The organism is Cytobacillus firmus DS1 (assembly GCF_000565285.1).
Lineage (GTDB): Bacteria > Bacillota > Bacilli > Bacillales > Cytobacillaceae > Cytobacillus > Cytobacillus firmus_A.
Genome location: NZ_APVL01000001.1, coordinates 260,769 through 284,431, shown reverse-complemented (window position 1 = coordinate 284,431; position 23,663 = coordinate 260,769). Strand labels below are relative to the sequence as shown.

Annotated in this window: 25 protein-coding genes; 10 read left to right on the top strand and 15 right to left on the bottom strand. The window is 43.6% G+C overall.

Annotated features, from left to right (window positions below):
* Nucleotides 1–195: 195 nt before the first annotated feature.
* On the top strand, nucleotides 196–1,116 hold the full coding sequence (locus PBF_RS01440; RefSeq protein ID WP_035326141.1) for a ketopantoate reductase family protein: 921 nt from the start codon (nucleotides 196–198) through the stop codon (nucleotides 1,114–1,116).
* A gap of 42 nt (nucleotides 1,117–1,158) precedes the next feature.
* Here PBF_RS01440 and PBF_RS01435 read toward each other — a convergent pair whose 3' ends face one another.
* Complete coding sequence (locus PBF_RS01435) at nucleotides 1,159–2,994, bottom strand: M6 family metalloprotease domain-containing protein (protein WP_235192177.1); 1,836 nt, start codon at nucleotides 2,992–2,994, stop codon at nucleotides 1,159–1,161.
* 209 nt (nucleotides 2,995–3,203) lie between these two features.
* On the opposite strand from PBF_RS01435, the gene PBF_RS01430 reads away from it, so the two are divergent.
* From PBF_RS01430 to PBF_RS01420, 3 genes are read left to right on the top strand one after another with little or no spacing between them, the layout of a single operon-like run.
* A complete protein-coding gene (locus PBF_RS01430; protein WP_035326137.1) occupies nucleotides 3,204–3,392 on the top strand; it encodes a hypothetical protein in 189 nt (62 codons plus the stop codon).
* Complete coding sequence (locus PBF_RS01425) at nucleotides 3,392–3,589, top strand: YwbE family protein (protein WP_035326135.1); 198 nt, start codon at nucleotides 3,392–3,394, stop codon at nucleotides 3,587–3,589. The genes PBF_RS01430 and PBF_RS01425 overlap by 1 nt, the downstream gene beginning before the upstream one ends.
* Nucleotides 3,590–3,628: 39 nt before the next feature.
* Complete coding sequence (locus tag PBF_RS01420; RefSeq protein WP_035326132.1) at nucleotides 3,629–4,882, top strand: ATP-binding protein; 1,254 nt, start codon at nucleotides 3,629–3,631, stop codon at nucleotides 4,880–4,882.
* 39 nt (nucleotides 4,883–4,921) lie between these two features.
* Here PBF_RS01420 and PBF_RS01415 read toward each other — a convergent pair whose 3' ends face one another.
* A complete protein-coding gene (locus tag PBF_RS01415) occupies nucleotides 4,922–5,530 on the bottom strand; it encodes an exonuclease domain-containing protein (protein ID WP_035326130.1) in 609 nt (202 codons plus the stop codon).
* Nucleotides 5,531–5,599: 69 nt separating this feature from the next.
* Nucleotides 5,600–5,824, bottom strand: coding sequence for a hypothetical protein (locus PBF_RS01410; protein WP_035326128.1), 225 nt, complete (start codon nucleotides 5,822–5,824; stop codon nucleotides 5,600–5,602).
* 114 nt (nucleotides 5,825–5,938) lie between these two features.
* On the opposite strand from PBF_RS01410, the gene PBF_RS01405 reads away from it, so the two are divergent.
* Both PBF_RS01405 and PBF_RS01400 read left to right on the top strand, forming a co-directional pair.
* Nucleotides 5,939–6,667 (top strand): DUF3784 domain-containing protein, encoded by a 729-nt coding sequence (locus tag PBF_RS01405; protein ID WP_035326126.1) that lies wholly within the window; start codon nucleotides 5,939–5,941, stop codon nucleotides 6,665–6,667.
* 81 nt (nucleotides 6,668–6,748) lie between these two features.
* Nucleotides 6,749–7,705 (top strand): calcium/sodium antiporter, encoded by a 957-nt coding sequence (locus PBF_RS01400; protein ID WP_035326124.1) that lies wholly within the window; start codon nucleotides 6,749–6,751, stop codon nucleotides 7,703–7,705.
* A gap of 243 nt (nucleotides 7,706–7,948) precedes the next feature.
* On the opposite strand, the gene PBF_RS01395 is transcribed toward PBF_RS01400, so the two are convergent.
* The 4 genes from PBF_RS01395 to PBF_RS01380 form a co-directional block, all read right to left on the bottom strand.
* Entirely contained in the window at nucleotides 7,949–9,415 is a 1,467-nt protein-coding gene (locus tag PBF_RS01395; RefSeq protein ID WP_035326122.1) for a cbb3-type cytochrome c oxidase subunit I, read from the bottom strand.
* The gene (locus PBF_RS01390; protein WP_035326116.1) at nucleotides 9,408–9,959 is read right to left on the bottom strand and encodes a cytochrome c oxidase subunit II; all 552 of its coding nucleotides are present in this window, start codon (nucleotides 9,957–9,959) and stop codon (nucleotides 9,408–9,410) included. The genes PBF_RS01395 and PBF_RS01390 overlap by 8 nt, the downstream gene beginning before the upstream one ends.
* 134 nt (nucleotides 9,960–10,093) lie before the next feature.
* Nucleotides 10,094–10,894, bottom strand: coding sequence for a GNAT family N-acetyltransferase (locus PBF_RS01385; protein ID WP_035326114.1), 801 nt, complete (start codon nucleotides 10,892–10,894; stop codon nucleotides 10,094–10,096).
* Complete coding sequence (locus PBF_RS01380) at nucleotides 10,875–11,357, bottom strand: DinB family protein (protein WP_035326109.1); 483 nt, start codon at nucleotides 11,355–11,357, stop codon at nucleotides 10,875–10,877. Before PBF_RS01380 ends, PBF_RS01385 begins: the two co-directional genes overlap by 20 nt.
* A gap of 140 nt (nucleotides 11,358–11,497) precedes the next feature.
* On the opposite strand from PBF_RS01380, the gene PBF_RS01375 reads away from it, so the two are divergent.
* Nucleotides 11,498–13,012, top strand: coding sequence for a glycine betaine uptake BCCT transporter (locus PBF_RS01375; RefSeq protein WP_035326107.1), 1,515 nt, complete (start codon nucleotides 11,498–11,500; stop codon nucleotides 13,010–13,012).
* Between the two features lie 43 nt (nucleotides 13,013–13,055).
* Here the strand turns inward: PBF_RS01375 and PBF_RS01370 are convergent, their stop codons facing one another.
* Both PBF_RS01370 and PBF_RS01360 read right to left on the bottom strand, forming a co-directional pair.
* Nucleotides 13,056–13,919: an AraC family transcriptional regulator gene (locus tag PBF_RS01370; protein WP_035326105.1), complete on the bottom strand. Its 864-nt coding sequence runs from the start codon at nucleotides 13,917–13,919 to the stop codon at nucleotides 13,056–13,058.
* Nucleotides 13,920–14,417: 498 nt separating this feature from the next.
* The gene (locus PBF_RS01360) at nucleotides 14,418–16,505 is read right to left on the bottom strand and encodes a catalase (RefSeq protein WP_035326096.1); all 2,088 of its coding nucleotides are present in this window, start codon (nucleotides 16,503–16,505) and stop codon (nucleotides 14,418–14,420) included.
* Nucleotides 16,506–16,959: 454 nt separating this feature from the next.
* On the opposite strand from PBF_RS01360, the gene PBF_RS01355 reads away from it, so the two are divergent.
* The 3 genes from PBF_RS01355 to PBF_RS01345 all read left to right on the top strand — a co-directional run bounded on the left by PBF_RS01355 (nucleotide 16,960) and on the right by PBF_RS01345 (nucleotide 19,943).
* Nucleotides 16,960–18,219 carry a sensor histidine kinase gene (locus PBF_RS01355; protein WP_035326094.1) on the top strand — a complete coding sequence of 420 codons (1,260 nt, stop codon included), beginning with the start codon at nucleotides 16,960–16,962 and terminating at the stop codon, nucleotides 18,217–18,219.
* A gap of 105 nt (nucleotides 18,220–18,324) precedes the next feature.
* Nucleotides 18,325–18,894: a sigma-70 family RNA polymerase sigma factor gene (locus PBF_RS01350; protein WP_051488777.1), complete on the top strand. Its 570-nt coding sequence runs from the start codon at nucleotides 18,325–18,327 to the stop codon at nucleotides 18,892–18,894.
* Nucleotides 18,891–19,943 carry a DUF4030 domain-containing protein gene (locus PBF_RS01345; RefSeq protein WP_035326092.1) on the top strand — a complete coding sequence of 351 codons (1,053 nt, stop codon included), beginning with the start codon at nucleotides 18,891–18,893 and terminating at the stop codon, nucleotides 19,941–19,943. The genes PBF_RS01350 and PBF_RS01345 overlap by 4 nt, the downstream gene beginning before the upstream one ends.
* A 95-nt stretch (nucleotides 19,944–20,038) precedes the next feature.
* On the opposite strand, the gene PBF_RS01340 is transcribed toward PBF_RS01345, so the two are convergent.
* The 6 genes from PBF_RS01340 to PBF_RS01315 all read right to left on the bottom strand — a co-directional run bounded on the left by PBF_RS01340 (nucleotide 20,039) and on the right by PBF_RS01315 (nucleotide 23,622).
* On the bottom strand, nucleotides 20,039–20,632 hold the full coding sequence (locus tag PBF_RS01340) for a histidine phosphatase family protein (RefSeq protein ID WP_035326086.1): 594 nt from the start codon (nucleotides 20,630–20,632) through the stop codon (nucleotides 20,039–20,041).
* 96 nt (nucleotides 20,633–20,728) lie between these two features.
* Entirely contained in the window at nucleotides 20,729–21,250 is a 522-nt protein-coding gene (gene lepB, locus PBF_RS01335) for a signal peptidase I (protein WP_035326084.1), read from the bottom strand.
* Complete coding sequence (locus PBF_RS01330) at nucleotides 21,243–21,785, bottom strand: DinB family protein (protein ID WP_035326081.1); 543 nt, start codon at nucleotides 21,783–21,785, stop codon at nucleotides 21,243–21,245. Before PBF_RS01330 ends, lepB begins: the two co-directional genes overlap by 8 nt.
* Nucleotides 21,786–21,843: 58 nt before the next feature.
* Nucleotides 21,844–22,668: an MBL fold metallo-hydrolase gene (locus PBF_RS01325; RefSeq protein WP_035326079.1), complete on the bottom strand. Its 825-nt coding sequence runs from the start codon at nucleotides 22,666–22,668 to the stop codon at nucleotides 21,844–21,846.
* A 96-nt stretch (nucleotides 22,669–22,764) separates the two neighbouring features.
* On the bottom strand, nucleotides 22,765–23,163 hold the full coding sequence (locus PBF_RS01320) for a GNAT family N-acetyltransferase (RefSeq protein WP_035326077.1): 399 nt from the start codon (nucleotides 23,161–23,163) through the stop codon (nucleotides 22,765–22,767).
* A gap of 66 nt (nucleotides 23,164–23,229) precedes the next feature.
* Nucleotides 23,230–23,622 carry a DUF3139 domain-containing protein gene (locus PBF_RS01315; protein ID WP_035326075.1) on the bottom strand — a complete coding sequence of 131 codons (393 nt, stop codon included), beginning with the start codon at nucleotides 23,620–23,622 and terminating at the stop codon, nucleotides 23,230–23,232.
* Nucleotides 23,623–23,663: the final 41 nt, after the last annotated feature.

The following is a 23,663-nucleotide window of genomic DNA, read 5'->3' as shown; positions in this document are numbered from 1 at the left end:
ACCGGGAAACGGTAAATGAGGAAGAAAAGAGAATAAACGCGAAAGGCGTGGATTCACTTTCCCATTCTGCCAAATTGATTTTAGCAGCAGTTATGTTATCAGGAGCAGGCTTCTTCTTCTATTTAACTTAGCAATCTGGCAAAAGTGCACGTACATGCGTGCACTTTTCCATTTAAACAAAGGAGGCACTATAGTATGAGAATATTGGTTGTCGGAGCCGGAGCCATTGGGGGCTATTTTGGCGGAAGGCTTTTGGAAAAAGGCGTGGATGTTACGTTTTTGGTAAGGAAAAAAAGAAAACTTCAGCTTGAGAAATACGGGCTGCAAGCGGAAAGTGTGCATGGGGATATGGAGTTTCCTGCCCCGAAAACGATTCAGGCTGGAGAAAAGGCGGATTCATTCGACGTCATCCTGCTCTCTACCAAAGCTTATCATCTTGAAGGAGCCATAAGGGATATCCGTCCATACACAGACCATAAAACCTTGATTCTTCCTCTCTTAAATGGAATTGCTCATATGGATCAGCTGACAGCTGCTTTCGGAGAAGAGAACGTTCTGGGGGGCCTATGCTTTATTGAAACCACTCTTGGTGAAAATGGGAAAGTGGTTCAGACCAGCCCTGTCCATGACTTGGTTTTCGGGGAGCGTTCCGGTGAGAAAACAGAGCGGATTCTGCAGCTTCAAGAAGCTTTTTCAGGTACAAAAGCAAATTTCCGCCTCTCTGAAAATATTGAACAGGAGATGTGGCATAAGTACCTGTTTATTTCCACGCTTTCCGGCGTTACCTCCCTGTTCCGCTCACCTATCGGTCCGATCCGCGAGCAGGCTTTCGGATTAAATTCGATTAAAGAGGTACTAAAAGAGGCATCTGTCATAATGAAAGGCCTGGGTGCTCCGCTGGCTGATGGGATTGAAGAAACGCAGGTTAAAAAAATTCATGAAATGGGCTATGAAATGAAATCTTCACTGCAGCGGGATATGGAAAAGCTGCAGGCTATTGAAGCGGATCATTTCTTCGGATACTTGCTGAAAAAGGCTGAACTGCTGAATTTAGATGCTCCTGTTCTTGGAGCGATTTATGCAAACTTGCAAGTTTATGAGAAAAATAGTCTTTAAACAAAAATCCGAGCAGGGTAGCCTGCTCGGATTGTTTGTCTATTATTTTGTACTGCTGTTCGAATTATAGAAGAATTTCGCTGTGATGGATCCATCCGCATTTTCTTTAATGCCTGTTACATGGATTCCGGAGTCAGCCGGTGTTGAGCTGTCGCCCTTCCAGAAATAGTAAGAGCCCGTATGAACATTTCCGGAGACAGGTGTGATTTTGCTTCCTGTTTTGAAGAAATCGCCAGCATCCCCGCGGTTTATATTTTTCTCCAGGTCATACTTGCCGTCTGCCTGAAGGATAGATAATCCATAATGCGTAACGACTGTTCCGTCACTTGCTGTTTCCGATTGGTTGTACTGGAAGCGTTTGTTCATCCAGTTTTCCACATTGTTTGGACGGAAGCCGGCTGTCTGGTACAGGTTGATGATGTTCTCATCTACATGCCATGCCACTAAGCCTTTCGCATCCTCACCCTGACGGATAAATCCTTTGTTAAAGCCATCCTGCTGAACGTTTTCAAATAGGAAGTATTCCGTTCCGTTTGAGCCTGGCACTTCCATTTTGACGATGCCGTTGTCAGCAGTCGCTTTATTGATTGGAGGCAGTGTGATAGTTTGCGGCTCATCTTCCGGTTTCACTTCAACCGGATTTACCCAACCTAAGAAAATTTTAGAGAATGGATCAAAGTGCGCCGGGGAGTTTCCGCTAAATTCAGGTTTATTCGGATAGCGCAGCCATGATCCGCCTGCCATCATCGAGTAGTTCCCTACCCCTTCAGAGCTATAGACCGTATCATAGAAATCGGGCAATCCCAGGGCATGTCCAAATTCATGGGCATAAACCCCAGTTTGTGCAGGGAATGGACCTGTTTTTGCTTCTTCCTTGTAAGTGTTTGTTGCAGCATCAAATCCGGCAACGTTTCCTCCGATGCCCGGCTGGATGTTGTAGTTATTAACGATTACACCATCATATGTCATATCATCTGCAACGGTTTTATCAATCCAGGCTTCTTCTGACATCCCTTCCTCTGCTGGTGCCGGATTGCCAGTTTCATAGTATTTGCCATAGTATAGCGCGCTCAGGATATTCCACTTATGAGACCAGAATTGTGCCGGGTCACGGCTGAATTCAGCACCTGTACCTTCATGGATGACGAAAATGTTAGGCACTTCCCCATTTTCGGCATACTTCGAAAAATCAACCTGATCGTCTGCTGCTTTCAGCAAGTCACGAATGAATTCGCCTGAATGGGCATCCCCATTCACATTCCCATTTACATATGTGCCGTTTTCAGCAAACTTTCCTTCCTGATCCAAGTAATATGAAGCACCTTTTGGCATCTCCACCCAGACAAATTCAGTATTTTCCTTGCGGACCAGATTGGTTTTGCCATAGCTGGATTCCTTATAAGCGTTTTGCATCGTGCGATCCTTTGGAACATCCGGACCGTCGTATTTCTCGAACTGAGGCAGCTCATATGGGTTATACTCAGTGCCAAAAATTAAATCCTCATAATATTTAGCCGGGACTTGTCCAGGCATATCGCCGACCGGCTCATCGCCATCCGGATACTTTGCGAGAAGAACCAGAACTGGTATATCCCCTGTTGCTTCTTTATATGCTGCATGATTGTCGCCAGGCTGCTGGAACTTAGCGCCTGCCTTGGCTGCTTTCTCAGCAGGATCTGCCTTTGACAGATCAATGCCCAGTTCTTTTGCTTTTGCAGCAAGCTCCGGCGATGCACCGACATGATGGGCAAGGCTTATTTGATGCTTATTTTCCTGCTTAGACTGAGTATCTGCCGGTCCGGCTCCTGCAAAAACGGCACTTCCAGCTAAAGCAAGGGATAAAGCTGAAGTTGATAGAACTTTTAACAATGAACTCACTCCCTATAATCTATTTCTATAATCTAAATATTACAAAATATTCAGTATTTTCAAAATAGGAGGAAGGTATGGTTTGATAGAAAATAGCGTGATTCTAAAGACTTATTTTTCAGAAAAGTTACAGGTGAAAAGATTATTTCTCTGAGAAATTTCTTTTAATAGGTTAATGATTTATAATAGAGGGATATGTAAATAAAGGAGACTTTAACATGACTAATATAGAAGATAATACACCAAAAAAAATCAGCCTTAAAGAAGCAATGAAACAGCAGCTTATGAATAAAAAGCAGGGTCAGTCAGGCGGAACGTTCAATAATGCCCCGGTTAAATCCACGAAAGCGCTGAAAAGCCAGCAAACTAAGAAGACCAATAATCAGCGGAAACGGACGGGTGTCTAATGGAAGGCCAAAATCGAGCTGCCATTGCGCCAGGATTAAAGGTGAAGATCGTTCTAAAAAAAGATCAGCGGACAGGTGCACTGACAGAAGGAATCGTGAAAGACATTTTAACGAAGGCCTCTTCCCATCCGCATGGCATTAAAGTAAGGCTTGAAGATGGGCAGGTGGGCCGGGTCAAACAAATCCTGCGCCCTTAAGGAGCGGCCTTTTATTTTGATCACTCACGGAGGAGACTATTGGTTACACTGATTAAACCTTTACTGGTAAATATTACGATACTATTCTCATTTACGTTTAACGGAAATTTGTTTTTTCCCTATCAGACAAAGGCCCCTCTTACCTTTATGCAAAAATTGATATACGGCCTGCTTGGCTCATTCGGGGCACTTCTGTGTATGTTTTACCCCATTGAAACACTTGGGGAAACCCATTTTGATTTGCGCATGGCTGCGATCATGATTGTGACGCTTTATGCAGGATGGCTGCCGGGATCCATCGTGATGCTGAGTACCGTCATTACCCGTTATGTAATAGGCGGCCAGTTTATTTATATTGGAATTTTGGTTTCTATTTTATCTTTTGTAGTTACATTTTCCCTAAGAAGAGTGTTTCTTAATTCCAAACACCGGGTGATAACTGGTTCACTTATTCTCTTTTTTTATTTTTACCTGTATATATCGATCCTTGCGACAGCCGTGATGTTTCTGGACACTTTTTTTTATCTGACCTACTTCGCAGCATTTTACCTGACATTTATTGCTCTAATACTTATAATTGAGAGTCTGTTCAGAACGAATAAACAGATCAGTGAAATGGTGTATATGGATAAGCTGACAATGGTAGGCCAGCTGGCAGCTTCGATTGCTCATGAAATCAGAAATCCTTTATCTACTGTGAGGGGATTCATTCAATATTTGAGCAAGGATACGGCGGATGAGAACTTTAAAAAGTTCTCCCCTCTTATAATTGAAGAACTGGATCGCACAAACAGCATCATTACCAACTATCTTAAAGTCTCAAAACCCGAACAGTTTCATCTGGCTAATGTCCCCCTGCATGAGGTGATTCAGGATTGCGTCCTGCTCATGAGGCCGCTTGCCTCTTATTCAAATGTTGTGATTGAGTACGGGAATAAAGGGCCATTTTATGTGAGGGGTGATGAAGACCACCTAAAACAGGCCATCATGAACGTGATCAAGAATGGAATTGAATCGGTTCAGGAAAAAGGAAGAATCTCTATCGATACTTCAGCAGATTATTTTCTTAATACCGTTAAATTAACGATTGCGGATAATGGGCGGGGCATGACATCCGAGCAATTACAAAATATCGGTCTGCCTTTTTACACCACGAAAACAAAGGGAACAGGCCTGGGGAGCATGGTTACGAACAAAATCATCCGTGAAATGCAGGGAACGATTGAGTATGATAGCGAAATCGGCAAGGGGACGACAGTGAACATCATACTGCCTTTACTGAAGAATGATTAGAAAAAGAGTGCCTGTGTGCACTCTTTTCTGTATAGATTTTTAACCGAGCCGGCCCTGGGCTGCTGGCTGGTATTTTCTCATCGGGCCTTTTGCCAGAACATCACGCATATAGAAATCACCGGCCGGATTTGTTTTTTTCAGCAGTTCCAAGAGGTATGTAATATCATCCATAGCGCGGTGTGTCTGGCTGTCTGCAATCCGGTGGGATTGAAGAAGCGTCAGCAGCTTGCTGTCTGTAAAGCCGTATTCTTTCCATGGAACACTTCTCATCGTGCAATACCATTTTAATTCGTTAATATCTTCAGGATACATCCGGTACAAAAAGCTGCGGTCAAAGGATGCATTATGAGCGAAAACAGAATCAGCATGAAAGAAGTATTTTTTTATTTTGATATCATCAAAACTTTTTCCGCTGACAGCTTCATAAGGAATCCCGTGAACCCTGAAAGCGCGGCTGTAATTGTTTTTGGCCGATTTGCTGACGGGCTCCCGCAGGAATGCAGCTTTCTCTTTTATATCAAGGATCTCACCCGTATCCGCACGGTAGGAAAACAGCTTTAATGCGAGTTCGATGATTTCATCGGAATTTGGTCCAAGACCTGTCGTCTCCACATCCAGAAGCAATCCCATCTTTTCCTGGTTTTTCATGGCCAGCCTCCTCTATTATTTTAAATTAAGCATATATTAGAGGAGTGCTGAATACCAGCGGAACCGCTCTTAGATTTTTTTATTATTTTTTAAGCGATCCACATAGTCGGCATGGTAATTCTGATGCATGTATTCACGGTTTTTCATGGAATAGAAATATCCTGTGGAAAGAGACAAAAATGCGAACAGAAAGCCTACCCCAAAGCCGAAATTGTGGTAGCCCATGACAATGCTGGCAACAGTAGTGATCAAAAGCGTGACTAATATATAAAATAAAATATTTTTGTTTTTCAAGGATGTGCCTCCTTTTATTCCAATACATTATTAAAAGAAACTCTTTTATTATTATACCAAAAACGAAACAATACGTCGGACTTATCCGTAAAGAATAACAAGGAGGTTTTTGCCATGATTGGACTTGTCATTACACAGATTTCTGTGATCCTGCTCTTCCTGGTTCTGGGATGGGCTGTACGAGTCAAAAAAGCTTACTGGCTCATTTCCGGTTTCGCCTCGCGGCCAGAGATCGAAAAAGAACAGTTAATTAAAAGCGGTTATCCGCAAAAAACCGGCATTCTGCTCATTGGCACCGCTATCGGGATGCTGGTCCTTCTGCCTTTATCGTTTACAGGATTCAGATTCGCCGCGGAAGTGCAATTCGGCTTTATGCTGGTTGTTTTGCTTGGAGGATTCATCTATTTATCCAGATATGAAGTCCCGGCTAAGAGAAAACGAAGTTATATTATCGCTCTCATTCTTTTTATCGTGACGCTTGGCCCTCTCATTTACCTGACTGTCTACAGCCATAAAGGCTATGAAATGGCATTAGCAGAGGATTCATTTGAAATCACCGGAATGTACGGAGACGAATGGGCTTATCGGGATATTCTGTCTGTTCAATTATTGGAGAAAATCCCTGAGGTAACCTGGAAGCAGAATGGAATTGGCCTCCCTGCCCTTTCACAGGGGCATTTTAAAGTGACTGGCTATGGCAGCTGCTTATTATTCATCCAGAAAGGCAATACGCCGATTCTGTACATTGAGCTTAAAGATGAGCAGATCTTTGTGAACAGCAAAGATTCTGCAGAAACTGAGAGCTGGTATAAGGTATTGAAAGAAGAAGCGGAAATCAAATGAAGCGGTCCGGCAAAATAGTCCCGGCTTTTAATTAAAGCCATAATTGGTTAATCAAAGTAAAAACAGAGGTGATTTGTAAAAGTGTCATATTTACTTTTAATTATTGGATTTTCTTTATTGATTGCAGGAGCAAACTTTTTTGTGGATGGCGCTTCAAAAATTGCGGGGTTTCTAAAGATTTCCCCGCTGCTGGTCGGGCTGACAATCGTTGCATTTGGAACGAGTTCACCTGAAGCCACTGTCAGCATTCTGGCTGCGCTGGATGGAAATGCGGATGTGGCTATAGGAAATGTTGTCGGCAGTAATATCTTTAATATCACGCTGGTGGTCGGTGTGACTGCCATGATTTTCCCTCTAAAAGTTGAAAGTGCAACCATCCGCAAGGAGATTCCCTTCACTTTGCTTGCCACGGCCGCACTTATGATTTTCATCAGTGATACATATCTTGACTCTATCAAAAGCAATGTGGTTTCACGCAGTGATGGCCTTGTGCTGCTGCTGATATTTGCTGTATTCATGTACTACTTATTTGAAGTGGCCCGGGAGAGCCGAAACAGCACAGTGTCTGACCCTGTCAAAACAAGTACTGCCCAATGGACAAAGCAAAGTCTTTTGACGATTGCCGGATTGGCTGCCATTATTTTTGGCGGTGACCTGGTTGTTAAAAGCAGTACAGAAATTGCTTTAGCATTGGGGATGAGCGAAACATTGGCCGGCTTAACGATTGTAGCCATCGGTACGTCTCTTCCGGAACTGGTAACTTCAGTCGCTGCAGCCATAAAAAAAGAGAGCGAAATTGCTTTAGGAAATATTGTCGGGAGCAATATCTTCAACATTCTGTTTGTCCTTGGGGCATCGGCTGCCATATCGCCGCTTCCGGTAGATCCTAAAATGTTCGTCGATATTACGATTTTAATTTTAATTACATTTGTGCTCCTTATCTTCTCAAGAAGTCATTATGCTGTTGGAAAATATGAGGGTGGCTTTCTCGCAGCCTCTTACATTATGTATTTGATTTATATCATTATGCGTAATTAATAACAGTGCCGGTCCTTTAGGATCGGCATTTCCTTTTAAGCGGACGCTGTTCTGAAAAATATTGCTGCTTCCCGGCTTTAAAAGCTGCCAGCAGACATAAAGAGAATGCATTAGTTAAGGCATGCCAGGGTGACAATGTTGCAGAAGATCGGAAATAGATTTCCGCAATCTATTTTTAGAATTTCTGAGTATTGCTTTACCGCAAAAAACCCCGGAGAATATTTTCTCCAGAGTTTTTAATTTTCATCCAGCAGCTGAGTTTTTGTTGTATGGAACGTTTGTGCCAACGCTTCTTAATCCGGCAAAAAACCTTGCGGTGAAGATGATCGCAGCCAGAACGATAAAGATTCCGCTGACGGCGCCAACCTGATCGGACAGCACCCATTGCGGCAGGTGCTCCGCCCATCTTCTTGGTGCACTGATTCCGCCTGCATAAAGGAAAGATCCCACCAGACCCGTAAAAAACGCAAAATAGAGTGCAATGGTGAATGTATCGATTCCCCTGTGCTGCTGATTGCCTTCGGTTTTATTGAAATAATACATAAATCCGATAATCATGGCGACTACACCCATACCCATATACGTATGGAAATGGCCCGGAACCCATTTCGTGTTATGCATCACATGATTGACAACAATAGTGGCATCAATGATGGCCGGAATTGCTCCTGCAACCCATCCGAACATGGAAAGGAAAAACAGGCTTGAGGCAAAGTCCCATTTCATCCTCGAGCGGTAGACAATCATCAGCGCGCCGTAGGCCGTAACGACCATAACGGGCAAGCCGTTTGCATAGGAAAACACCTGCCCGATGATAAGCATCCATTTTGGCACTGCAAAGTCCATGAGTAAATGGTGCGTATAAATCATTAAGGTAAAAAGGGTTGAGCAGTTCCAAGCAATTAAAAAGACTTTGTTAGCTTTCCACGGCCGTTTTGTATATTCTGAAAGGACTTCATAGACAGCAATAACAGCCATATAGATGGTGCAGTTGGCAAAGATATGGCCAAACGCATAGGTAAGATGCTTGGCAAGCAGCGGATCTATCGTAATGGCCGGATTGATAATATTCACCAATGATGCGGCCAGCACCGTGGCACCTGCCAGCAGTGCAGTCGAGTTGGTGATGATAACCATGGCTGTTGCCACGACAGCAGCAGGAGGCCCGTATCCTTTCTTCCCCCTGAAAATGATATCCCATCCGAGTGCCTTTCCGAGACCACCATAAACTGCTGTCAGCCTTGCAGCCAGATACATGTACAGAAGCAAAAAGCCAATGCCGAGAATTAGCATGCCAGATAAGAAGAAAACTGCCCCTGCTGCCCCGTACATTTTGGCTGACTGAGCAGGAAGCGGATATAAGAACGTCCACCCATCTGAAAAGTCAAAGACAAAAATCGAGATGAGGACCATCGTGACTCCGGATAAAAAAAGGACAAAGTTTACAATGAGAATGGCAGGGTTAAGCTTTACGTATTTAGACAGGAAGTACCAAAGAATGGCCGTTCCGCCCAATGCCGCGATGCCAACCATGCCTGTTCCGTGCGCAGTCATGATTTTATAAAACCACTGCGGTGTGATGCTGATCATTTCCCCCTGATTCATCAGCATAATAACCCCAAAGATCATCATAAGAATTATAACAAGTGCCGTCACTGCCAGGTGCCATATCACAGCTTTCCTGGCTAAAGGGTGAATAGCTTCATTCATCAGATGCTCCCCCTTCCGGTTCGACAACAATTTCTTTGACCATCACATGATGGCCGGTAGAACAGTATTCAAGACATAATATCTGATAAGTTCCTGGCTCTTCAAATGTATAATAAACGGTATTTGTATATTCAGGCATGGCCTGAGTTTGTGCGACAAGCTCCATTTTTTCATTGTATAATCCGAAACCGTGGGTAACATCCGAAGCCGTCACATCAAATTGAACTTTGTCCCCAACTTCGAATCTTTCCTCGCTCATCTCCCATGCATATTGGATTCCGGTTACCTTTACTACCTTAGTTTCAATTATGCCTTCCGCTTCTGCCTGATTTCGGTCATACGGCAGCCTGCCAAGCGTCATAATTGTGGCAAAAGCCATAATTGCAATAAGTCCGAGAAAATAGAATTTCCTTATTTTATATCCTCTTTCCTGAATGGCACTATATTCACCGCTGCGCTTGGATTCACCGTAAACAAACGCAAAAGCCAGCGCCAGCAGGAAAACAAAGAAAACAGTCGCATACATGGCGATAACCTGATACATTTCTTCCCCTCCCATAAAATATTCAACAATCCCCCAAATCCTATTTTATGGAAGCATAAAAATTAATTCGGTGATATATGTCCTATTTGACGTTTTTTTAAAAATTTCCCCACAAAAAAAAACGCCCTGGATTATCAGGACATTTTCTTCTCTATCGTGTACATCATCCAAAAACCTATATCTTCAAATCCGATGCGTTTATAGATCGCACCTGCTGCCGGGTTATCATAAAACAGGCACAGCTCTTTATTTTCCGAAAGAAGCTGGCAGCAGAGCTTGACCATGCACTGCGTGGCATACCCCTTCTTCTTGTATTCACTGTCTGTTGCTACGCCTACAACCATGGCTGAAAGGGAATTTTCAGCTGTCGTTGAAGCAGTGCTGACCATCTTTCCATCCTCTTTGATAAAAAAGGACCGGGATGAGCCATCCTTTAGCCCCCTGCGCTTTCTTTCAACCGTAATGGCCGAATCACTGAATTCAGGAATACTGTTCAGAAGCTCCACAAGCTGTTCTGCATCTTCAGGAACAGCCTTGCACACTGCTGATACTTCAACACCTTCCACATTTAACTTTCTGCATTTTGCATAATAGGTTTCCCGTTTTCTTTTTATGCGATGTGATACATAAGGTTCAATTTTCGCCGTTACAGCTTTTAGGCCGGACATCATTCCAAAGTTCGAGTCCTCGAGCATTATCTCCGCAAATCCCTTGGCGTGAAAGTCTCCTGCTGCATATGGAATGAAATTTTCCTCATATTTTAATAAAACAGCCTTTAATTTGCCGTCTTTCCCAAAGTCCCCCCACACCTTTTGAAAGTCCTGTTCATAGCCGTATGCTTCAATATCTCCTATAATGAACAGATTCTCAGCCGGCTGCTGTTTTAAAAGACTGAAGCACATTTCATGATCTTGTTCAGTAAGTTGTCTGATCATTTTCAATTAATCCCCTTCCGATCAAATTGGCTGATACAGGAGGGAGATTCAGGTCCCTTGCCCAGACTGACAGCTGTCCAATATGATGGATTTCATGGGCAATCACATGGTTCAAGATGTCTCCCTTTTTATATTGCTGCTCCATCCATGGCGGTGCAGCAAACTCATTGTATGGAACTGGCCATTCCTCCTGAAAAAAGGGTTCTAATCCCCTGCGGTATTCTTCAGAAAGTGCCATTACTTTATCCAATTCATCATAGTCGGAAAACTGGGGATCTTTCACTTCCTTGCCCTGTATCACACAAATCCAGCTGTATTCTACATCAACGATATGAAAAAGGGTTTTAAGAATGCCTCCAACGCCTCCAATCCGGTTGGCATTCAGCTCTTCGGCTGAGAGCTGCCGGCACCATTCAAACCACTCATCACGCACTTGCCAGTTATAGCGGAATAAAGTCAGCAAATCCACTTACCTCCTTGTCCAGATACCAATGAATTTCGCCAGCATATGGGAATTTCCTGCAAATTTATTTTTCAGCCGCATAATTACTTGCCATATATTTAATCCTAAAGGAAGCAGCATGAGAAGAAAGGGGATTGCATGTGAAGAAAAGCTTAATGGTTTTCTATATATCGGTCGGCATTTTATTATTGCTTGTTTTATTCGGTGTTTTTGTCCCGGATTCGCTGGAGAGTGTGACAGCAAATGTACAGGCTTTTATCACCGATAAATTCGGCTGGTATTATTTAATTCTTGTATCATTTATCGTTATTGTTAATTTGTACTTTTTAATAAGTCCATTAGGCAGAATTAAGCTTGGGAAGCCGGATGACAAACCCGAATTTTCCCGCCCAACTTGGTTTGCGATGCTATTTAGTGCGGGAATGGGGATCGGTCTGGTTTTCTGGGGTGCAGCAGAACCGATTTATCACTATGCAGTTGGGTCTCCAACTGGCGGAGAAGTAGGGACAGACCAGGCCATTAGGCATGCCATGAGGTATACTTACTTCCATTGGGGAATCCATGCATGGGCGATTTATGGAATTGTGGCGCTTGTTTTGGCTTACTTTATTTTCCGCCACGGGGAACCTGGTTTAATCAGTGCCACTTTAAAACCGATTTTAGGCGACCATACACAGAAAGCTGCAGGGAAGATCATTGATATTCTTTCAGTGGTTGCGACTGTTATTGGTGTGGCAACGACACTTGGGTTCGGCGCTGTGCAGATTAACGGAGGGTTGTCTTATCTTTTTGGTATACCGGTTAACATTACAGTCCAGTTCATTATTGTGGCTATTGTTACAGTTCTTTTCATGATATCTGCATGGTCCGGACTTGGTAAGGGCATTAAAATCTTGAGCAATGCCAATATGATTTTAGCAGTGATTCTATTTTTGCTCACTTTTTTCCTGGGACCTTCTTTGTTCATCTTAAACCTGTTCACCAATACACTTGGGTCTTATCTGCAGAATTTGCCTGGCATGAGCCTCAGAATTGCGCCGTTAGATCCAGAAATCAGGGAATGGATTAATGGATGGACGATCTTTTACTGGGCCTGGTGGATTGCCTGGGCACCCTTCGTTGGGATTTTTATCGCCCGTGTTTCAAAAGGACGAACAATCCGGGAATTCGTCTTTGGTGTCCTCCTTGTACCATCGCTAATAGGCTTCATATGGTTTTCCGCATTTGGCGGAACTGCAATAATGCAAGAGCACAACGGTGTTGCCAAAATTTCCGAATTGGCTACTGAGGAAGCATTATTTGGTGTATTTTCCAACTTGCCGATGGGAACGGTCCTTTCAGTCATCGCTATTCTGCTCATTTGTACATTCTTTATTACCTCTGCCGACTCCGGCACATATGTTTTAGGTATGATGACAACAAACGGCTCGCACCATCCTGGCAACAAGATAAAAATGGTCTGGGGAATATTGCTTGCTGCCATTTCATTGGTCCTGCTCTATTCCGGCGGGCTTCAAGCTCTGCAGAATACTATGATTGCAGCAGCTCTTCCTTTTTCCGTTATCATGGCTTTAATGACCTTCAGTCTGATCAAGGCTCTGCAGAAAGAAGCGAAGGAGCTGGGGATTGGGAAGATTCCGAAGAAGAAGGTGTAGATGCAGAAACCTGCAGATTTGGCATCTGCAGGTTTTTTGATTGTTATTTTACCGGAATCCAGATCTCTGAATAATAATCAGAATTGGAAGCATCACCTGCCGTATAGACTTCCAGTTCAGGTGCAGCAGCATGTTCATAGCCGCTTGATGGAAACCATTCCGAGAAGATTTTTTTCCATATGTTTTGCATGGCATGCGGCATGGCGCCATGAACTTCAAACACCGCCCATTTGGATGCCGGGACTTCCATGCTCTCGAAGCTTTCAGGCTTGTCACCTTTGAAGCTTGCCCCAATCCAATAATCCATACTGTCAGGCTTCTGGCTGCGGTTATCGACACACACGCCTAGAATACCTTTGATATCCCCATTATTCAGCTTGAACAGCTTATAGGAGATTCCGTTACTGTTCACTTCACCCCACATATTCGGGATGCCGGCCAGATTTTCTTCATTAATTAAACTGAACTCTTTCCTGATACCGGCTACATGAAAAGCTTCTTTTTCGACAATTGCATATTGCATCGGTTCTGCCCCTTTCAGACTCACCTGGATCACCAGGCGGTTATATGATTTCAGCTTTCCTGAAAAATTTCTGGCTTCCGTCGGGCTCATGCCATGCTGTCTGCGGAAAGCCTTAGTAAAAGCTTCGGGAGTGTCATAGCCATATTTATATGCGAGATCAATCACTTTGAGATCTGTACAAACCAGGTCCTGTGCGGCGAGGGTTAATCTCCTTCCCCGGATATATTCGCCAGCCCGCATATCTGTGAGAATGGCGAACGTGCGCTGAAAATGAAATACGGAGGAGTTTGCAGCCTCCGCAGCTTTCCCAATAGAAAGATCCTCTTCCAGCAAGTGCTCCTCTATAAAATCAATCGCCTTCTGCAGCGAGACGATCCATGACATTACTGATCACTCCCTTGAATATATCCTACCTTTTTCTCTTTTTGGCTTCCTGTCATTTTTTGCTTTGTTTTGGCAGGCGGATAATAAAGAATTCTTATTATAGGAGGGGAATACCTGCTTATTGGGGAATTTTTGATACAGATGCTGACGGGTCGGGGAAGAATCAGGAAAATACCGGCCGAAAGGAATAAGCATCCTGCCTTGAAAGCTTTACCGGCCAATTTCCCGATTTTATCGGCCAAAAATGAAGGTTTAACGGCCGAATTTGTAAATTTAACGGCCAAACTCAACAATTTATCGGCCGAACTGTCACATTCCGTTTATCGGCCACTTCATCAGATTTATCGGTAAGAATTTTAATTTATCAGTTTCTTTTCGTTTTTATTGGTCAGTTTCTGCATTATTTCTGTCACTTTTGAACTTTAACGGTCAGCCCTTAATCTATCAAGTAATCAGAAAAAAAGCCAGCCGCCCGATAGCTGGCAGCTGGCATCAATTTTATATGGCACGTTCCCAATGACGGTGCATGGCAATGCTATTAATTAAATTCTCGCTTGCGGATGCATCGCCGCTTTTGATTTCGACGATTCCCATATCGGAAAGAGTTTGGGATTGCCCCAGCAGGTTTAAAGCTTCTGCAGGCAGCAGTTCGGCTCCTTCACCGCCAAACGCAATGGTTTTAAAATGCTTGTAAGCTTCGCTGACGAATTCCTTTGCCTGCGGCATCATTTTCAGAGCTTTGGCACTTTCTTTTCCTCCTGCCACATAAATGGCATCATACATAACGGAGTGTGAAGTCAGGAATGTTTTCATAACTTCAAGTTTTCCGCCGTCTCCTTTGATCATACCCAGGTTTTTGCTGACAATTTCAGGCATAATCCCAGCACTTTTCAAAGCTTCCATTACGCTATTGACTTCAGTATAGCTGAAGCCATTATCAGCAAGGATGGCGACTTTTCGGGTCTTAGGTGATTTGACTGTGTTCATTTGGCTTAATGCTGGTGAAGAGAGCGTCACTTTGGATTCATTCGCAGCATCCGGCACGATTGCGCCAACTCCGAGGGCAATTTGCTCTGCAAGGAAATGATCCACATTACTGAACATGTCGACAACCTGCTGCTTCACATCTTTGTTCTTAACTTTTCCGACTTCAAAGCGGAACGCCTCGATCATATGCTGTTTTTCCACTTCAGACATGCTGTTCCAGAACATTTTCGCCTGGCTGTAATGGTCCTTGAAGCTGTCGCTGCGCTGGCGAACTTTGCGTCCTTCTACTTTTTCCTGATAATGAACATAGCCGCCCTCTTCCGCTGTGGCAGGACTTGGATCATTATTCTGCATAGAGTTTTTATGATAAGCAACCGGCCCTTTATTAATCGTCATGCGATGGTAGCCGTCATACTGATTATTATGGAACGGACAAACAGGACGGTTGATTGGGATCTCATGGAAGTTCGGCCCTCCCAGGCGGATCAGCTGGGTGTCTGTATAAGAAAATAATCGTCCCTGCAGCAGCGGGTCGTTAGAAAAATCAATGCCGGGTACGACATGGCCCGGATGGAAGGCAGCCTGCTCCGTTTCTGCAAATACATTATCCTGATTTCGGTTCAGCGTCATTTTTCCAATGATCTTAACCGGGACCATTTCCTCAGGCCACAGCTTTGTCGCATCCAGAATATCAAAATCAAAGGAGAATTCATCTTCTTCATCAATCATCTGAACACCAAGCTCAAATTCAGGGTAATCCCCCATTTCGATGGCTTCCCAAAGATCGCGGCGGTGGAAATCCGGATCCTTTCCGGCAAGTTTTTGGGCTTCATCAAAAACAAGTGAATGCGTTCCGAGAACAGGCTTCCAGTGGAATTTTACAAAACGCGCCTTGCCCTGCTCATTCACAAATCGGAACGTATGAACCCCAAAGCCCTCCATCATGCGGAAGCTGCGCGGAATGGCACGGTCTGACATTGTCCACATAATCATATGGGCTGTTTCAGTATTGTTGGCGGCAAAATCCCAGAATGTGTCATGGGCAGTTGAGGCCTGCGGCATTTCGTTATGCGGCTCCGGCTTGAATGAATGAACGAGATCAGGGAATTTGATGGCATCCTGGATGAAGAATACCGGAATATTATTGCCGACTAAGTCGTAATTGCCCTCTTCGGTATAAAACTTTGTCGCGAAGCCGCGGGCATCACGTACAGAGTCTGCTGAGCCTCGGGAACCGGCAACAGTCGAGAAACGGACAAAGACCGGTGTTTTGACGGATGGATCCTGCAGAAACTTTGCCTTGGTATAGTCTGCCATGGATTCATACACCTGGAAGTAGCCATGTGCACCAAAACCGCGGGCATGGACAACCCTTTCAGGAATGCGCTCATGGTCAAAGTGCGTCATTTTTTCCCTGAAGTGAAAGTCCTCCATCAAAGTCGGGCCTCGGGAACCGGCTTTTAACGAATGCTCATCCTCTGAAACCTTGACTCCCTGATTGGTCGTCAGCTTCTTGCCTGTGTTATCCATGCGGAACTCATCAAGCTGCCTGTCCTTACTGTGCTCATTTACGCCTTTGTTTTGCGGATCTTGTTTCAAATGGTCATCCTCCTTATATAAAGAAGCAATTGCTTCTTGGCTACGATGTAAACTATGTATCTATATGTTGGAATACCCCAGAATACAGGCTGTAAACGGCAAAATAAAAGAAAGCAGCGAAAAACTGCTTTCCTCTCAGGCATGTGGGCTAATCTCTGTTTTAGGCTGATCTGTGTCTCTCAGCAGCTGGATAAAGGTCCTTTTTTGCAGATGATACAGGATTAGCACCAGAATACTGCCTGCGCATGCAGCAAGCAGGATCCAGACAGGCATCTTTTCAAGTAAAAAGCCAAAGAAGACATGATGCTGATTGAATTGCCCATTAGAACAGGAAAACCTTTAGAATTTTGTTTTTTCTGACAATATTATATAAAAAAAGCAAATGAGTATTGTCAATAATAGTAAAACAATATAGAATTTTCATATAACCCTCACATAAGAGGCAGGTGAAACGGTGGAAATTACAAAGCATTTTTTCTTTAATCTATCGCTCTTGATCGTTATCTTGTTCATTGTGCTTGTATGGGCGGAAAAAAGCTCTAAATTCCGGTTCTCTAAAGGCTGCTCTTTTGTATGGCTTTTGTTTATGATCTGGATATGCTTTCAGTTTTCCTTTCAGACAAGCGCCCATTATTTTTTTGATTTACGTTTGATACCTGTCATCATCGGCGGTTTATATGCGGGAATTGGCCTCACATTAGCCGGGACTGTGATTTTGATGAGAAGCTTTTATGGAATAGAGCCTGGGTTTTATTCTAATATTCTTTTATATTTGCCCATGGGGATTATTCTTTGGAAGCTCTATCCCTGGTTTTGGAAGCAGGTGCCCCGAAAAAGAATTCGCTTTTCGGTAATCATTACTCTGATTTTAAGTGTACTGACGGTCATGATAATGGAAATAAGCGCACCGCCACAAAACCGGTTCGATGCCTGGTTTGCCTATTTAATGATTCCGCCATTGGGTGTCTTTATGATTACATATGTATTTGAGTTCGCTAAAAGAAATTTGGATATGCGTGAGAATCTAGTCCGGACCGAAAAACTTGAAGCCGTCGAGCAAATGGGTGCAGCCATCTCCCATGAAATCCGCAATCCCCTGACAGCCGCTATTGGATTTGTACAGCTTTTGCAGGAGCAGCGGCTCCCTCCGCGAAAAAGGGTGGAGTATTTGAGCATTGTTAAGGCTGAGCTGGAATCAGCGGAGCAGGTCATCCAGAACTATTTAACTTTTTCCAAGCCATCCTTGGATAAAATCGAGGAAATCAATGTAAAAAAAGAACTCATGCAGGTAATGAATATATTAAAACCGACAGCCAACCAAAATTCCGTCGAGATCAATGCTCACTTTGCCCTCCTCGGATCTATTAAGGGGGACCGGCAAAAATTCCACCAATGCTTCTTGAATGTAATTAAAAATTCAATCGAGGCTATGCCGCGCGGCGGGCAATTATACATAGAAACGCACTACAGCAGCAGCCAGATCACCATCGAAATAAAAGACACCGGCGTAGGCATGACTCCCGAACAGCTTCAGCGCCTGGGAGAACCCTATTATTCTACTAAAGGCTCCAAAGGGACCGGCCTTGGAATGATGGTCGTATTCAGTATTGTAAGAGCCATGGATGGCAATGTCCGGGTCAAAAGCGAAGTCGATAAAGGAACTGTTTTCAGCTTTACTTTTCCAAATTATAAGTCGGAACTACATAAGGATTAACAAAAAACAGCAGGGTCAACACTGCTGTTTTTCTTTTTTACAATTTTTATGGAACCTCCAGCCAGTCCCCCTCGTCTAAGTGTTACCAACGAAAGGAGCATAAACATGCTGGTAAAAATAACAGACAATCAAGGGCCGCCCCTTCAATCCGATACAGAGTCCAAAGAAGAGAAGCTTATTTGGCTAATGGATAAATATGGGGACATGGTTATCAGGGTTGCTTTCTCCTATTTAAAACAAAAGCAGCTGGCTGAAGACGTATCTCAGGAAGTTTTTATCAGCTGCTATCAGAACCTTGAAGGTTTTCAGAAGAAAGCTGCCTATAAAACCTGGCTTTACAGGATCACTGTCAACAAATGCAAGGATTTATTAAAAAGCTGGTCTTATAAAAATTTATTTTATAAAGAGTGGATTGGATCCCTGCTGGCAGATCGAATGGATTCTGTTGAAACTGAGCTGCTTCATATAGAAAATAATGAGTATCTGTATAGCAGAGTTCTTAGGCTCCCTTTGAAAATGCGTGAAGTCATTATCCTTCACTATTATGAAGAACTGACGCTTGCCGAAATTTCCGACCTCCTGAGCATAAATATGAATACAGTCAAAACGCGGCTTCACCGGGCAAGAAATTCCTTAAAGGACGTTCTTTCAGAGAAGGGAGATGAACAGACATGACCAATCATTTTAAATACCCTGATAATCAAATTCAATTCGAGGATAGACAGAAAGAAATGGTATTAAAAGCTGTAAAACCTAACTCATATTCTTTTCAAAAGAAAGAAAGCATAAGCAGGAAAAAGAAATGGGCTTACGCAGGTACAGCTGCAGCAGCTTTGTTCATTCTTTTTATCGGGACAGCTTATTTTTCTCCCGGAATGGCAAAGGTTGCCGCCAAGATTCCTTACTTCAGCGTATTTATAAAACAGGAAGAATACAAATATGCTTTATATGATGTCATTAGTGATACTGCTAATAAGCATCGCTATGACTTAAGAAGAATGGATGCCTCCATCCCTGATAAAGAGTTAACCGTCTGGCTTGGAGGAACAAAGGAGGAAGTAAACAGCATTAAAGGAGATGTAAAAAAAACCTTCAGCCACTCATTAAAAGATCATAACTTTGGTGCGTATGATATCAGAATAAAAAGAGACAAACATAATTACACGATACCAGAAGAAACCCCTGAAATGAAAAAGCAGCAAGCTGACAGCCTGGAGCTGGAACAAAAAATCATTAAAGCGCTTGAAGCGAATAATTACACGATGGCCTTCCCAGTTCAGGCAAGGATAAATGAAATTGAGAAATACATTTTTGTAGCTATTCCGAAGACTGAAAAAAGGACTGACGAGCTTAATAGTTTATTGAATTCCATTTCAAGTGAATATGGAAAGGGGTTCAAATATGACATTAGACAGATTGATATGGAAGCCAGAGAACAGGAACAGCGATGGGATGAAGCCGGAGTCATTCACGTCATCGCAAGCGGCTTAATGGAAAACAAAGAATTCAAGGTAAAAGGGTTTTCATACTCTTTCCATCCTCTCCCGCTGCAAATAAAGGTGAAAACATCTGTGAAAGCAGATGACCCGGATGCAAAGGTGCTGGCAGAACGTATTGAAGAGGAAATCAAGAGCTTCTTACAAACACATGAAAAAGCAGAAGATATTCGAAATGATCCATATGAGCTGACAATCTTAAGTAAAGATAAAAAGAAAATAAATTAAAATATGTACAGGTAAGCTTTGCCTCCCGATTCAGGGAGGCTTTTATTTTTTCCCCGGAAAAAACCTCCTGCCACTATGGCATTATGCTTTTTTCATCATGATTCTATCTGCTCCGCCTCCAAATGCTTCGTGCAGTTATACAGCTCACAGTTCCACTTGCTTTCTTTTATAAGAAGTTTAGTGATGGAGGTATTTCTCGGCGGAGTGGAAAGGTCTGTCTGCGGAACCAGCTCTCTTAACAGATGACGAATAAAGGCGCCATGGCTTACGATGAGCACGTTTTCACCCGGATGCTTTTCTGTAATCTCCTGCAGGAAGCCAAGCCCTCTTTCTATAACACTTTCTTTCGGCTCAAAACCAAGGTCCATTTCACGCCAATTCTTGCCCCATTTCTCGAGACGCTCTGCTTCGGTCGTACCTTCAATCATCCCGCCACCGACTTCCCTTATTCGGGGATCGAGGTGAAGGGGAATGGAGCTGTTTCTCTTCTGAATGGCTTCTGCCGTCTGCCTTGCCCTTAGGAGATTACTGGAGTAAATCACATCCCAGTTTTCGCCGCTAACCCGTTCCGCCAGACGTTCTGCCTCAGCCAATCCTTCTTCATGGAGAGGAATATCCGAGCTTCCCTGTGCCCGTCCCTCCTTATTCCAGGATGTAATCCCGTGTCTGATCAGTCCAATTTTTGTCATATGTAAACACGTCCTTTCTTTTGACTTGATTGTTATTCTATTAAAATAAGCGTTCCCTCATCTGAATAAAAAGAGCGGTGCTTGCCGCTCCTGCAGCTACTCTACTTTCCTCATGCTTGTAAAAGGATACCAGACAAATTCGCTGACGCCGATGATGCGCTCTTTCTCAATAAAACCGAGCCCATTTCGGCTGTCCAGGCTGACAAGACGGTTGTCCCCCATGACGTAATAGTGATCACTAGGGACCGTGAGAGGGCCGAAGTCACCGGTCAGTTTGCTGACAATTCCTTCTGCTGCTTCGCGATTTTCATCAAGGTAGTCTTCATTCCACTGCTGGCCGTTAATATACAGCTGATCATTCTTCATTTCCAGTTCATCGCCTGGAAAACCTATTAATCTTTTTACATAGTTCTTTTCATCGCCCCTTATGATGACAATATCGCCTCTGTTCAGTTCTTCAAATTTATTAACAAAGATTTTTTCCTCGTCATGAAGGGTCGGATCCATGGAGGCTCCTTCCACATAGTACGGTGAAAAAAGAAAGACCCTGATCACTAATGCAATCCCAAAGGCAATCAGAAGGGACTTTAACCAGCTCGCTATTTCATGCTTATTCATGTACTCCACCAAAGCTTTCTGCGCCCATATACCGGTCTTTGATTAAGGTACGGTGATGAAGTTCATGTCCGGCAATAATATAGGCAATGGCCCTGGCGGTTACCCCGGTGCCGTTCGCATTCCCTCTCCTTAGAAGGTCCTCACCATCCAGGCTTTTCAGTAAAGCAATCGTATTTTGGCGAACCTGGGACAGCTGCGCTGAAAGCTCCCCAATGCTGTAGCGGTTGAATTTGCCATTCTTTACATACTGGTTATCATCATAGCCCGGCAGCTTGGCCATCTCCCCTCTGCCAATGCAAAGCAGGCGGTAGCTCATGATGCGTTCAGTATCTGTGATATGGCCGAGCACTTCCTTAACCGTCCATTTTTCCGGAGCATAGCGGAAATGTGCCTGTTCTTCATTCAGATCTTTTACCAGAGTCACTGTTTCCTTCATTTGTTCATCGAGGATCTGCAGAAGATCACCTTCCGGAATAGAGCTGACATATTTCTCATAATACGGCGCATATTCACCCGATTCAGGTTTTTTTAACATCTCGTTCCCTCCCATTCTATTACCTTATTTTACTAAATTCTCATATAAAGAGCCAACTTCAGGTCCGAAAAAGCTCGCCCCTGATTGCTTTGACATACCGTTCGGCTGACCGCTGCACCGCAAGGTCTGCCTCTTTTTCTACCACTCTGTGAAAAGCATTGTAAATCCGGTTAAATGCCAGCGGTTTGATTTTGCCGGCCATCCGTTCAACCGTTTCCGCGGGAAGCGGAATGAGGTTCGGGTAGCTGTACATGAAGCTGACCCAATCCCTGTCCGCAACGACCTGAATGATGTCGCCGGTGAACATGACGCCTTTGCCCTCATTCCCATTTTCCCAATGAAGGACAGCACCGCCTTTAAAATGGCCGCCAAGGCGGTGGATGACCAGGCCATCATGAAGCTTGAGACTTTCTCCGCTCCAGAAAATGATGTGATTACTCTCCCTAATCACCCACTCCCTATCGTCTTCATGGATATAGATCGGCACATTGAATGCTTCCGCCCACTCAACTTGTGCTGAATAATAATGAGGATGGGATAGTGCGATCGCGCTAATTCCGCCCAGTTCTTTTATGGTTTCAATCGTGTACTCATCAAGGAAGGTAATGCAATCCCACATCAGATTAAAGCCATTATGCTGAATGAGATAGGATGTCTGGCCGATGGCAAACTCCGGGGCTGTTTTCAAGCTGTAAAGATTGGGTTCCTCCCGCTTTATTTCATTCGTATAATTTTGGCTTATGGTCATTTCATGTAAAGTAGTCCATTCCTGGCCGCAGGGTCCAACGTACTGGCGCTCTTCCATGCAGATCGGGCAGCTTTCAGGCTGATGATCGCATGGAGGAAATTGCGTTCCGCACGTTTTGCATATATATTTTTCCATAAATATTGCCTCCGTTTCTCATATTGGTTATATTAACCATTTTAATACTAGAAACGTTCTGTTAAATCGCCGTTTCGGATGAAAACGGCTACAGCTTTAGTCTGAGAGCTTATACTTTAAGCCTACTGTAAAAACCTCAAAGCCCAGCTTTTCGTAATAGCCCGCTTTTTCTTCCTCGGCCAGCAGCTGTAAATGCAGCCGGGACTTCCTGCATTCTTCCGCCAGCCTTCTCACCATTTCCTTTCCGATGCCCCGGCTGCGATAATCTGGATCAACGATTAATCCGCAAAGATAAGCATTAATCACTCCGTCTGAAATAATGCGTCCTGTCCCGGCCAGGCACTCTCCATCATAGGCACTGATCACAAGCCAGCTCTGCTCCATCGCCTTATGCAATTTGTCTTTCGGCAGCTTCAAAAATTCATTCCAGCTGTCATTTTCATATAACTGAAATAACTGATCCTGATCCGGTATGGCCAATTCATATTTGATCATAAAAAAACTCCTTAATACGTGAATGCTAATCCTAATCTGGTTCAAGGGGGAAGAATCCTCTTTCTTCTAACGATTATCCAGCATCGATACACAGGCTTCTTCGTCATGTTCCATATTCTCCGTTACAAACTCATATGTGGCAGCGTCCTCTTTTTCACAAAACTGAACGACATCTCCAAACCACTTCTTTTTACCATAGTAATAGATTATGTTCGGTTCATCTTTGAAAATGACATAATAATGGGTATGGTAAAAGTCATGATTGATGTCCATCTTAGCTATGTTGTAGCTGTGCTCCTGAAAATCTCTTTCTTCATAGCCTGTTCCATCCAGATATTTCTTCACCTCATGTGTTATCCACTTGTTCATGATTGGATTTCCATTATTCAATACATAAAGAAAAAGGGCGGGTGAAGTCAGAAATATCAAGCCTGCTATAATCAACAGTAATTTCTTCATGTTTTTGACACTCCCATTTTTCAGTTTAGTGTAATTTTACA